9 protein-coding genes are annotated in these 12396 nt (G+C 64.8%); 5 read left to right on the top strand and 4 right to left on the bottom strand.

Going from position 1 to position 12396, the window contains the following annotated elements; all coding sequences use genetic code 11:
* Positions 1-49 precede the first annotated feature (49 nt).
* The 3 genes from I6H87_RS23535 to selB all read right to left on the bottom strand — a co-directional run bounded on the left by I6H87_RS23535 (position 50) and on the right by selB (position 5948).
* Positions 50-1471: an ammonia-forming cytochrome c nitrite reductase subunit c552 gene (locus tag I6H87_RS23535; RefSeq protein ID WP_011616906.1), complete on the bottom strand. Its 1422-nt coding sequence runs from the start codon at positions 1469-1471 to the stop codon at positions 50-52.
* Between the two features lie 12 nt (positions 1472-1483).
* Entirely contained in the window at positions 1484-3454 is a 1971-nt protein-coding gene (locus I6H87_RS23530; RefSeq protein WP_011616905.1) for an FAD-dependent oxidoreductase, read from the bottom strand.
* 583 nt (positions 3455-4037) lie between these two features.
* Complete coding sequence (selB, locus tag I6H87_RS23525) at positions 4038-5948, bottom strand: selenocysteine-specific translation elongation factor (protein WP_011616904.1); 1911 nt, start codon at positions 5946-5948, stop codon at positions 4038-4040.
* A gap of 532 nt (positions 5949-6480) precedes the next feature.
* Here selB and I6H87_RS23520 point away from each other — a divergent pair.
* On the top strand, positions 6481-7437 hold the full coding sequence (locus tag I6H87_RS23520) for a Dyp-type peroxidase (RefSeq protein ID WP_010809665.1): 957 nt from the start codon (positions 6481-6483) through the stop codon (positions 7435-7437).
* On the opposite strand, the gene I6H87_RS23515 is transcribed toward I6H87_RS23520, so the two are convergent.
* Positions 7434-8966, bottom strand: a complete 1533-nt coding sequence (locus I6H87_RS23515; RefSeq protein ID WP_011616903.1) for an FAD-dependent oxidoreductase — start codon at positions 8964-8966, stop codon at positions 7434-7436. The genes I6H87_RS23520 and I6H87_RS23515 overlap by 4 nt on opposite strands.
* On the opposite strand from I6H87_RS23515, the gene I6H87_RS23510 reads away from it, so the two are divergent.
* From I6H87_RS23510 to I6H87_RS23495, 4 genes are all read left to right on the top strand, one after another.
* The gene (locus tag I6H87_RS23510; protein WP_232626218.1) at positions 8966-9775 is read left to right on the top strand and encodes a DUF1345 domain-containing protein; all 810 of its coding nucleotides are present in this window, start codon (positions 8966-8968) and stop codon (positions 9773-9775) included. The genes I6H87_RS23515 and I6H87_RS23510 overlap by 1 nt on opposite strands.
* A gap of 107 nt (positions 9776-9882) precedes the next feature.
* The gene (locus I6H87_RS23505; protein ID WP_011616901.1) at positions 9883-10167 is read left to right on the top strand and encodes a CppA family protein; all 285 of its coding nucleotides are present in this window, start codon (positions 9883-9885) and stop codon (positions 10165-10167) included.
* A 113-nt stretch (positions 10168-10280) separates the two neighbouring features.
* Positions 10281-11384: a malate/lactate/ureidoglycolate dehydrogenase gene (locus tag I6H87_RS23500; RefSeq protein WP_010809661.1), complete on the top strand. Its 1104-nt coding sequence runs from the start codon at positions 10281-10283 to the stop codon at positions 11382-11384.
* 75 nt (positions 11385-11459) lie between these two features.
* A complete protein-coding gene (locus I6H87_RS23495) occupies positions 11460-12368 on the top strand; it encodes a 2-hydroxy-3-oxopropionate reductase (protein ID WP_010809660.1) in 909 nt (302 codons plus the stop codon).
* The last annotated feature ends 28 nt before the right edge of the window (positions 12369-12396 follow it).

Here is a 12396-nt window from a genome sequence, read left to right as displayed (position 1 = left end):
TCTCCTTCACTGTTGAAAAGAAGCCCGCAAGCGCCAGAACGACGCGCAGCTAAGGCGTGCTTCGCTTGCTGCGCGTTTCCGCATCCTTGGCCACAGCCATGTCGATACTCTTCACGTGCCGGGCCGGCATGCCTTTGAAGTTGTTGTCGATCAACGTCTTGTCGGCCAGCGCGTCGATCGAGAAGCCGAGCCCGTGGCAGCTTATGCACGTGGTCCGTATCATCTTTTCGTTCGGCCGCAGGGTATCGTTCTGGTTGTGCTGAACCACGATGCGCGAGCCTTCGTCGGTGGACATCCGCACCCGCGGCATGTGGCAGCTGGCGCATGTCACGCCAGAACCCGGCGGCGCCTGTCCGGCGGTCTCCTTTTGCCACAGCGCGTAGTGCGGCGAACGCTTGTAGGCCAGGGTGTGTTTGTCGTCATGGCAACTCATGCATGACTCCACCGCCGCTGTCCTGGCATCGAAGCGATGGGCAGAATGGCAGGAAGTACAACCAAGTTCCGTGTGGGCAGCCGCTTCCTTCATTGGCAGACGGGCGTCGCCGGGCGTCATCGGCGTCAGGCCTTGCGCCAGTCGCATGCCGTGCTTTCCCGCCAGGAACCCCTTGGCCTCGGCCGCATGGCATCCTTCGCACGCTGCTGGGCTGCCTGGGTGGTCACTCCATTTCGTGGAACCGTCCTTGCCCTTCGATGCATGGCAACCGGTGCAATTGACGCCAGCCCTGGCATGCGCGGTGCCGAGCCAGTCGGCCTGCAACGCCGTACTGCCGCGCTTGCCGTGCGGCGCATCCTGCTCGGCTGCCGAGAGTGTCCGGAACGGATACTTCGCCGCCGGGTAGCCGCTCATCTCACGCACCGCTACGGCAAAATCGCGCTGCGGCAGCAGCGGCTTTTCGTTCAGCTTGCCGCCCTGCGCATGCTTTAGCAGGAAATCTTCGTACAGCGCGCGATTGTCGTGATAGTTATGGCAGCCGGCCGCGGTGCAGCTGTCGAACTTGAAGTCCTTGTGGTCCGACGGCATCTCGTCCGGACCGGCATGACAGTGGTAGCAGACGTCCTGCGGCTGCGTTACGCCCATGGCAAGCGTCGTGCGCGGCTTGTGCTCGGCATGGCAGGTGACGCATGCCTGCGCATCGATCTTTCCCAGCCGCTCGGCATTGCGCGGATCGTCGAACTTGCTGGCCGGATGCGAATCTCTGGCTTCCTTCAGCTCATTCTCATGGCATTTGGCGCATGCCTCCTGGATGGCCTCCGGGCCGGCGAACGGCTTGCTGTGGCAGCTCTCGCACGCCAGTTCGATCTGGTAGTGGCCGTGGCTGGTCTGACCCGGCAGGAATGCCATGCGCGCGGATACCAGGAGCGGATGCCTCGCCGCCTCCTTGTAGAACAGCCCAATCGAGAAATATGCCAGCATCGCCACGCTCAACACACCCCAGTAGACCCACAGAACTCTGCGGCTTTTGCTTGCCATCGCTGGTAGGCTCTAGAAATAGTAAGTTTTGAGAATGTGGAACCCGAGCAGCACGGGTACCGGCCAGAACAGCAAGATGTGCACCCAGGTGCTGTTGTCGCGCCAGCGCCGAACCAGTGCCACTGGCAGGCGATGCCCTTGCGCGATCATCAGCCCCGACATGCTGCCCGCCAGAATCAGGCCGGTGAAACTCGCCATCAACAGGAAATTCAGCTGGCTGCCAAGCCTGCCTCCCGTATGCGCATAGAGTCCCGCCAGCACACCCAATCCGAGCACCACATGCAGCACGCGCCAGATGGCAAAATCGCCATAGCCAAGGCGCGACCAGCGCTTCCGGAATGAGAGAAGCAGGGCAAGTACGCTCAACCCGAGAATGGAAAATCCGCTGACCTGCTTATACAAACTCACCAGCCATAGCTCGTCCCAGCGCCACTGCAGCTGCACCGTCTTCGCAAAGGGGATGGCAGGCGCAACGAGTGCCAGCAAGGCGAGCGCCAGTGCCGCCGCGGCCGCGCCCTGGAGCGGACGATGCGCGCGCACCGGTTCTCGCATCACCGCGCCACCGGCCAACTCGGCCAGCAACGGCTTGCACGAACCGCATACCGTAGAGGCACGCGTGCACGCTGCGAGTTGCTCGATCGAACGGCACCCGGCAGCCGCCGCTTCGCCAAGCTGACCGCGGGTAACGCCGGTGCAGTTGCAGACGACCGCGCTTGCCGGCCAGTTGACGACGCTGGCTTCGCCCTCCTGCCACAGCGAGCCGGTCCTGCGAAACCGCCAAAGCTGCCATGGCAGTATCCGGTGATTGCCGCTGACCGCGTCCTGCAGCCGACGCAGGTCTGCGCCTTCGCCGACCGCCATCGCGCCAATCAGATGACCGCGCTCGACCAGCACCTTCCGGTAGATGCCAGTTTTTTTGTCTTCATAAGCCGCCGTGCTCGCCGAGCCGATACCGTCATGCTCGCCGACGCGGCCCACGCTGAACACCGGCATATCGAGCACTTTCAGGCGCGTTGCCTGTAGCGAACCGGCATAGCTGGCGTCGCCGCCGCATATTGCATGCACGGCGACTGCCGCCTGTTCCAGGCCAGGGGCGACGATCCCGTACACTTGTTCGCGATGTTCCGCGCATTCGCCAACGGCGTAGATATGTGGATCGGACGTCTGCATGCGGTCGCTGACGCGAATGCCGCGCCCCACATTCAGGCCGGCCTGCAGGGCCAGGTCGGTGTTCGGCTTGATGCCGGCGGCAATCACGACGGTATCGCATTCGATGACATCGCCGGTGCGCAGGGTGATGCCGGTAACCGCTCCTTCACCATGCACGCGTTTCACTGCGGCGCCCGTCAATACCTGGATTCCGGCCGCCTCGACATGGGCGCGCAGCAGATCCGCGGCGGCCTGGTCCAATTGCTGCATCATCAGCCGGTCGTTGTTCTCGATGACCAGCACCTCGGTGTTGAAGCGCTGCATTGCGCGCGCCGCTTCCAGGCCCAGCAGCCCCCCGCCCAACACCACCGTACGGCGGCTGCGGATACGGCGTGCGAGCAGCCGCTGGGTATCGTTCATGTCACGGAAAACGTAGACATTGGCCTGGCCGATGCCCGGCACGTCCGGGATCCGCGGACGTGATCCGGTGGCCAGCACTAAGTGGGAATAGCGTTGCGTGCGCCCGGCCGAGTCTTCAATCTCCTGCGCGCCGCGATCGACATGCACCACTGCGCAATTGAGCCGCGCTGCGATCGCGGGTCCCTGCGGCAGTGCAAGCCCCTGCGTGAGCGTGGCCCAGCTCGCATCGCCGGCAAGAAAGGAAGACAGGCGCACGCGGTTGTATGGCTCCCATGGTTCGTTGCCGTAGATCACCAGCGGAATGGAAGGATCGCGACGATGCAAGTCCTGCGCAAGCCGCACGCCCACCGGCCCGGTGCCGATCACGACGACCGGCGCTTGGACAGCCTTTGTGTTTGGTATCGATTGCAGCATCACTGACACCCCTGACTCCCCCTGTGCACCACTTACAGACAAAAAAAATGCATCCGGCCCAGCGAGCACCGCTCGCCTGACTCGGACGCCTTTGTCCCGGAATCACGACCACCGTTGGTCGTAACTACTAGTTAATGTTGCGCCGCCGTTGGCGCCTGGACATACCTAGCGCAAGTAGCATGCCAGCACCAAATGCCGTATTCGGACGATATTCGCTGAATTCTTTTTAAATTCACGCACAGTTTTCGTGCAGTGCATTAAAAATGGGAAAATGATGACTAATCGATGTATTTCAAATTTCAAATGAGCATGATCTTTATATCCAATTTAATTATGATATTTATCTCCTATTCCATCGAAGCCGCGGACGCACGCGCATCGCGTCCGCTGGCGCACAGGATGCCGATTCCGGGATCGCGTGGTGGAGGTTCGTTACGAAAGTGCGAATCGTCGTATTGCTGTCACCGCAATACGGCCTCGAATTTGTGGATAAGGATGTAGTGTGGGGAGGAGGGAGGAGTGGAGAGCCCCGCAACGCTTGAGAATTCCCAGGAATCTCAATGGCGGCAGGCGGTTTTCCCTGTCAGAGCAACTCCAGCCAACGACTGTCCGTGCGCACCAGATGGCGGCCACGGTCGAAGCGCGTATAGCCAACACGGTCAAAAAACTCCAGGACCTGAACCGCACGCTTTCGTCCGAGTCCGGTGGCATTGCGAAATGCCCCGGCGACGACCGTACCGGCGTTCTTGCTGGCGTCGACAGCGGCGAGCAAGGCCAGCTCGCGAATAGCCTCCGGATCATAGAACAGGTCATGCACGACCTGAAACGTCTCGCCATGACGCGCGAGCTTGCGCATCAGTTGCCGCACCTTGTCCTCCGGCACGCCATGCGCGCTCGCCAGCTCGCGCACCCATGGCGGATCGAAGCGCCCCGCTTTCATGTCCTGCTGCAGCGTCGCGGCGAGCGTGCGATCCGCGTCGTCGAGCGTCACGGTGTGCTCAGGCAGGTGCAGCCAGGGGCCGGTCCGGACGATCTCGCCGCGCGCGCAGGCGTCATCGACGAGCGCGCACCACAACGCGTCTTGCGCCAGCGGTGCAGCGATCCTGCGCAAGCGCGCCACCTCCGGGCCAAGCACATCCGGCGAGCGTTGGTGGAATTGCCGGAGCGCAGTGGTCAATCGCCCCGTCAGCGCCCGCCACGCCGCGCCGGACACCAGCAAGGCATCGTTGCCCGGAAGTTCGATCACGCGCGTGTCACACGGCAGCTCGATGGCCGCCGCCGGCATGCCGCTCAGGCGTTCCAGCAATGCGCGCGACAGCCCGTGTGGCGCCTGCTCGAGCAATGCCCCGACCGATCCGGTGTCAAGCATGGCCTGCATCGCGTCGAGCCAAGCCAGCCGCGCCGGGGAACGGCGCTTGCGCGCGGGCGCGAACGGATCCAGTACATCGCCGCCGCCGATGGTGCGGCTGGCCTGCGCGTTCCTCACGACAAAGGGATCGCCAGGCAGCGCGCATACCGGCCGCTCGAACACAAGCTGCACGCGCGCGCGCTGGCCGGGCGCAAGCGTCGGGCCATCGAGCAGCGCGACATGCGCCACCTGGTGCTGCGTGCCCAGGTGAACATGCATGGGCGCCCAGTGCTCCAGCGCAGGGGCGTCCGGCAACAGGGTCAGCATCACATCGATGCGCTCCGACGCCTGCGCCAGGCGCACATCGACCACCCAGTCACCGCGCTCGATCGCGCCCTTGTCGATGCCGGCCAGGTTCAGCGCGCAGCGCTGCCCCGCCCGCCCGGCAGCAGCAGGACGATTCTGCGCATGGATGCCGCTCACGCGCACAGACTCGTTCTTCGGCGCGAGCAACACCCTGTCGCCGACATGGATGCGCCCGGACACCACGGTTCCCGTCACGATCGTCCCCTGCCCGGCAAGCGTGAAGACCCGGTCAACCGCAAGGCGGAACAGCCCGTCGTCGCGCTTCGTTCGCGACGCGGCCGCCGCCGCATGCAGGTGCCGCTTCAACGCGTTCACACCCGGGTCGTCGGCGCGCATTGCACAGGTTTCAAAAACCGGGGCGTCTTCCAGCATGCTGCCGCGCCGGAAAGACGCGATCTCCTCACGCACCTGCCGTAGCCGCACGTCATTCACGCGATCTACCTTGGTCAACGCGATCGCGCCGCGCCGGATGCCGAGCAGTTGCACAATGGCCAGGTGCTCGCGCGTTTGCGGCATCACGCCGTCATCGGCGGCGACCACGAGCAGCGCGAAGTCGATGCCGCATGCGCCCGCGGCCATGGTGTGAATCAGCTTTTGATGGCCCGGGACATCGACCAGGCCGAGCACGTCGCCGTTCTCGAGCGGCACGTACGCATAGCCAAGCTCGATCGAGAAGCCGCGCGCCTTCCTTTCCTCCAGGCGGTCGGTATCCATGCCCGACAGCGCCCTGACCAGGCAGGTCTTGCCATGATCGATATGTCCTGCCGTGCCGACGATCATGGCTGCGTCAGGTAGCCCGGCAGACTGACGTGACGGAGACCATCAGGGATGGTCTCCGGGGTATCCTCGTCGTGATCATGCATGGTCTCCCCTATCCTTGTTTGAATGGCCGATGAGGCTTGCTGAAGCGTGCTTCGATGCCGCTTTGCTTAGTGTTCCTGCATCGTTGGAGACAAGATAATTGCCTGGCCACTTAAGGTAAATTCAGCGATTCTTTGCGTGCCTATAAGCGATGCCTTATGTGACAACGGAATGGACAAAATGACCCGCGAGACCTGGCTCAGCATGGACATTTTGTCCGTCGCGGATGCCGCGCAGCGCTTGCCGCGCGCCCGAACCGCCTGACTACCCAAGGATGCCGTCACAGGCACAGGCCTTGCTCCAGCTGCCTGGATTGACAACTGCAACTGACACTGCCTGGTCAGGAGAAAATGAAAGGTCAGAGGCGCCACTCAATTCGTGTAGGCTTATGCGTTGAATTCTCTTCCGTCAGCCCGCAAACCGAATCGGTATAACCAACATGAAGAGTCCGATGCCTACAAAGATCCCCGAACCACAGGCCGTTTCCGGCACAGTCACCCGCAGCGCCATATTCATCGTTGCGACGCTCACCGACGGCGACGACCACGCCGGCACCGTCCGCGCTTGGTGTGCCGACGTTGCCGCCGTCGTGCGCGCGGTCGGCCATCGTGTGCCGTCAGGCAACCTGTCCTGTGTCTGCGGCTTCGGCGCCGACGCGTGGGACAGGCTGTTCGGCAAGCCCCGTCCCGCGGCGCTGCACCCGTTCCGGGAGTTCGGCACCGGCGATCGCGTCGCCATCGCCACGCCGGGTGACCTGCTGTTGCACATCCGTGCCGAATCGATGGACCTCTGCTTTGAGCTTGCCACGCAACTGCTCGGCAAGCTCGGCGATGCGATCCAGGTTGTCGACGAGGTGCACGGCTTCCGCAACTTCGACATGCGGGCGATGATCGGCTTTGTCGATGGCACGGAGAATCCGGCCGGACGCGAGGCGGTCGATTTCACGGTGATCGGCGACGAGGATGCCGAGTTTGCCGGTGGCAGCTACGTCATCGTGCAGAAGTATCTGCACAATATGACCGCGTGGAACGCCCTTCCCGTGGAGACACAGGAACTGATCATCGGGCGCAAGAAACTGTCCGACATCGAACTGGACGAAGAGGTCAAGCCATCGTCATCGCACAGTTCGCTGACTACGCTGGTCGAGAACGGGCAGGAAGTGAAGATCCTGCGTGACAACATGCCGTTCGGCCGCCCTGGCGCGGGCGAGTTCGGCACCTACTTCATCGGCTACGCCCGTTCGCCCGCGCCGATCGAGAAGATGCTCGAGAACATGTTCGTCGGATTGCCGCCCGGCAATTACGACCGGCTGCTTGACTTCAGCAAGGCGGTCACCGGCAGCCTGTTCTTTGTCCCGTCGGCCGACCTGCTTGAAGGGCTTGCGGACCGCGCACTCGCCCCTGCCTAGTGTCCTGTCGTCTCCTGCTCGAACGCCACCTCCGCGCGAAGGCTCGCCAGGTCGCGCCCGACCGTGGCGACCGCAAGCCTTTTATCCTTGCCCCAATAGGTCACCGTACAGTCATGCGCGGCGGGATCGCCGTCGACATCGAAACGATCCCATTGCTCCGCGTGGCCTACGTAGTTGATGGCCACATCATAGTGCTGGGTCCAGAAGAATGGCACGGCCGCAAAGCGTTGCCGCTGTCCCAGGATATTTCGCGCTGCCACCACGCCCTGGCGCTCGGCGACCACCCAGTGTTCGACGCGGATACGCTGGCCCGTTCCCGGGTCGGGCCAGCGCGCAATATCGCCCGCGGCATAGATGTCAGGTTCGCTGGTCTGGAGGAATTCATCGACCGCCACGCCCTTGTCCAGTGCGAGGCCGGCGTCCTGCGCCAAGGCCACGTCGGGGCGAACGCCGATCCCGGTCACGACCAGGTCGGCGGCCAGCTCCGCGCCGGTCGACAATCTCACCCGATCCGGCTGAATCTCTGCCACCGTGGCCCCGAGATGGAACGTTACCCCGTGCGATTCGTGAAGCGCCTTGATCATGTCGCCGAGCGTCGCGCCCAGGACCCGCTCCATCGGATGCGCTTCGGGCGCGACAACATGCACTTCCAGTCCTCGCGTTCGCAGCGCTGCCGCGACTTCCATCCCGATAAAGCTTGCGCCCACCACGACGCATCGGCGTGCCGTGCCGAGACGCGCGATCAGGGCGTCGCAGTCGGCCAGCGTGCGGAGCACGCTCACGTGCGGCAAGGTTGCGCCAGGAACGTCCAGCCGTATCGGCACGGCACCGACGGCAAGCAGAAGCGCGCCGTAGCTCACGTTGCTGCCGTCCGAGAGCGTGACGGATTTTTGCTCGGGGCTGAGCTTGACGACACGGTTGTCGGAGCGCACGTCGATGTCGTGATCCGCGTAGAACGTCGGTGGCCGCATTGGCAGCCAGTCCGCGTTTGCTGTCCCGGCGAGGTAGTCTTTCGACAGATTCGGCCGATCGTACGGCAATGAGCGATCGGCACTCAGCAGCGTGACGGGGCCGCTATAGCCTTCGCGCCGCAGGGTTTCGACCGCGGCAGTCCCGGCGGCGCCGCCGCCGATGATCACCACGGATTCAGGGAGCCGGGCCGAGGCAAGCCTCGGTGGCCGCACCGCCGGCAGCGCGTCGCGGACGAAGGCCTTCCCGTCTTGCTGTTCCACGCGCCAGCATTTCAGATCGTCCTGGGCGGGCGGCCCGAGGACCTCGCCGGTGCGAAGACTGAAGCAGGCGTGATGCCACGGACATCGGATCGTATCGCCGACCAGCAGGCCGTCCGCCAGTGGCCCGCCATAGTGGGTACAGGTCGCACCGATGGCAAACAGTTCATCAGCCCGACGCACAAGCAAGACCGGTTTGCCGCCAACCTGGCCTGTGACCATGCCGCCGTCAGCAAGGTCAGCCAGCGGCACGCCCTGGGTGAGATCGGGCTTATCCGTGGAGGAAGAGCTTTTGGTCATTGCGTCTCTCCTTGCCGGTCATGGCACAGGGCCATTATCGACCTCGAGGCCGCCAAATGAAAGGCGCATGCAGCGTAACAAACTGCGCGACGGCACGGATATTATTCACGCATGGCCAGCCTCCTTTCCTGACGAAGGGTCATCCGGATGAATACCCCATGAACAGACCCGCCCGCTTCGCTATCGGCAAGCGCATCGCACCCGCACGCTTTCTGCTGTGCGGCGCCATATTGATCGTTGCGACCTTTGCCGCGGGTGCGCTCGGCGCAGAGCCACGCATCGCCCTGCTGATCGGCTTCGATCTCGCGGCCCTTGTCTTCCTTGGCGCCGCGCTGCCGCTGTTGCGCGCCGATGCTGCGGCCATGCGGCGCACGGCGGAACACAACGATGCCAACCGCACAGCGCTGCTCACGATCACCGTGCTGCTCTCGATGGTGATCCTGGTCGCAATCGGCACGCTGATCGCGCGCCCCGAGACACCGCACTGGGCCGACATCGCGCTGATCGTCGCCACGCTTATCCTTTCCTGGCTTTTTGCCAACACCGTTTTCACGCTGCACTATGCGCATCTCTACTACCTCCAGACCGCCACCGGCGACCAGGGCGGGCTGCAGGTGCCGGGCGTGCAGCACCCCAGCTATTGGGACTTCCTCTATTTCAGCTTCACGCTGGGCATGACTTTCCAGACTTCTGACGTGACCATCGCCGGCGCACACATGCGCAGGGTGGTCCTGGGCCACTGCGTGGCCGCGTTCCTTTTCAACATGGGGATTCTGGCGTTCACCGTGAACGCCCTGGGTGGCTTGTAGCCAACTTGGCCTTTCGCCCGAAGTATTCCTGGACAAACTCCTTGCATCCCTCTGGATACTGTATATATTTACAGTACCTGTATGGATGAACAGTAGGAGTCCCGTCCATGGAACACCTGATCCGTGTGCAAAACGACTATGACCGCCAGGTGCTTGCCTGGCTGCGCGGTCGCATCGGCGATGCCGCGCTGCAGACCGCGGCGCTGCGCCTGGGCGGCCAGCGCAAGCCTTATCTGTCAACGATCTGCCGCAGCCTGGGCATCCGCCCGCCCAGCCGGCGCCAGTTCGCGGCCGAGGCGGCGCGCATGCACCGCGCGGTGGGCGATACCTACCTGGCCCGTATCCGCGAAATCCTTGGCCAGTCACCTGCCGAAGCTGCGCTGCGCCAGTAAGCAGTAGCCGATCACCGGCCATGCCGGCGCCACCAAGCTCGCGCCGGCCGTATCATGAAGCCCCGTTGCCGTCACACGGCACGGGGCTTTTTTCATCCCTAGCCAAGGCCGATATGAGCGAACACCGCATCCCTACCGCCGCCCTGCACCAGTGGGTGGCCGATCTCTGGCTTGCCGCGGGCAGCAGCGCGCAAGAGGCGCGCCTGACGGCCGACCACCTGGTCGGCGCCAACCTGAGCGGGCATGACTCGCACGGCGTCGGCATGATCCCGCGCTATGTGCTGGCCTGGCAGGCCGACGAGCTGCAGCTGAACCAGCAGGTCAGCGTGCTGCACGATGCCGGCAGCATGCTGAGCCTGGACGGCAACCGCGGCATGGGCCAGGCGGTGACGGCGCAGGCCATGAACATGGCCATCGGCCGCGCGCGCGAGCATGGCGTCTGCGTGATGGGCCTGCGGCAGTCGCACCACCTGGGGCGCGTGGGCCACTGGGCCGAGCAGGCCACCGCCGCCGGCATGATCTCGATCCATTTCGTCAACGTGCTGTCCAAGCCCATCGTGGCACCGCACGGCGGCTACGATGCGCGCTACGGCACCAACCCGTTCACCATCGGCGTGCCGGTGGCGGGCGAGCCGCCGCTGGTGCTGGACTTCGCCACCAGCGCGATTGCGCTGGGCAAGGTGCGTGTGGCCCACAACAAGGGCGTGCCGGTGGCGCCCGGCTGCCTGCTGGACGCGCATGGCGAGCCCAGCGCCGATCCTGCCGTGATGTACCCCGCCGACGGCGCGCCGCAAGGCGCGCTGCGGCCCTTTGGCGAACACAAGGGCCATGTGCTGGCCGTGATGTGCGAGTTGCTGGGTGCCGCGGTCACCGGCGGCCACACCATCCGCCCCGAAACGCTGCGGCATGAGCACGCGGTCTGGAACAACATGCTGGCGATCGTGTTCGATCCCGCGCGCCTGGGCAACAGCACGTCATTCGGGCATGAGGTGGCGGCGTTCGCCGACTGGATGAAGGCCTCGCGGCTGCAGCCGGGGCAGGATGGCATCCGCCTGCCGGGCGAGCCCGAACGGGCCTGGCGCGCCGCCCGCGCCACTCATATGCCGGTCGACGCCGGCACGCTGGCGCAGTTGGACGACGCCGCGGCGCGGGTGGCGGCCGCGCGCGCCGGCGCGCAGCCTGCGCCGGGGCCGCTGTCTGCGCTGGCGTGCGACTGACTATCATCAGAGATGAACCCGGCGTCGTGCGCGACGCACGGCCGGCCTGGCGCCTGACCACTACCGGACACTGACATGAGCAAGATCGGCTTTATCGGACTTGGCGTGATGGGCAAGCCCATGGTGCAGCACCTTGTCGACGGCGGGCATACCGTGTTCGCCCATACGCGCAGCGGCGTGCCGCAGGACCTCCAGGATGCCGGCGTGAAAGCCTGCGCCAGCGCCGAGGAGGTGGCGAAGCAGTCGGAAACCATCATCCTGATGCTGCCTGACACGCCCGACGTGGAGCGGGTGCTGTTTGGCGAGAAGGGGGTCGCTGACGGCCTTGCCGACACGGCAGGCGGCATTACCGTGATCGACATGAGCTCGATCTCGCCGATCGCCACGCGCGAGTTCGCGCGCTGCATCGAAGCGCTCGGCGTCGACTATATCGATGCGCCGGTCTCCGGCGGCGAGGTCGGGGCCAAGGCGGGCACGCTGTCGATCATGGCCGGCGGCAAGCAGGAAGTATTCGACCGCGTGCTGCCGATCCTGCAGCTGATGGGCAAGAACATCACGCGCGTGGGCGAGGCCGGCGACGGCCAGGTGGCCAAGGTGGCCAACCAGGTGATCGTGGCGCTGACCATCGAGGCGGTCAGCGAAGCGCTGGTGCTGGCCGCCCGCGCCGGCGCCGATCCCGCGCGCGTGCGCGAGGCGCTGATGGGCGGCTTTGCCAGCTCGCGCATCCTGGAAGTGCATGGCGAACGCATGATCAAGCGCACCTTCGACCCGGGCTTCCGCATCGCGCTGCACCAGAAGGACCTGGAACTGGCGCTGTCCACCGCGCGCCAGCTCGGCGTGGGCCTGCCCAACACGGCGTCGTGCCAGCAGCTGTTCAATGTCTGCAGCGGGCTGGGCGGCGCGGGCTGGGATCATTCCGGACTGGTCAGGGCGATCGAGCACCTGTCCTCGTTCGCCATCGGCGACGAACCGCCCGCAGCCTGAACCACGCAGCGCCCACCGCCCACCCCGC

This window comes from Cupriavidus necator (assembly GCF_016127575.1).
Taxonomy (GTDB): Bacteria; Pseudomonadota; Gammaproteobacteria; order Burkholderiales; family Burkholderiaceae; genus Cupriavidus; species Cupriavidus necator_D.
Note: the sequence above shows the minus strand (reverse complement) of the source record. Positions and strands in the feature narration are given on the sequence as shown.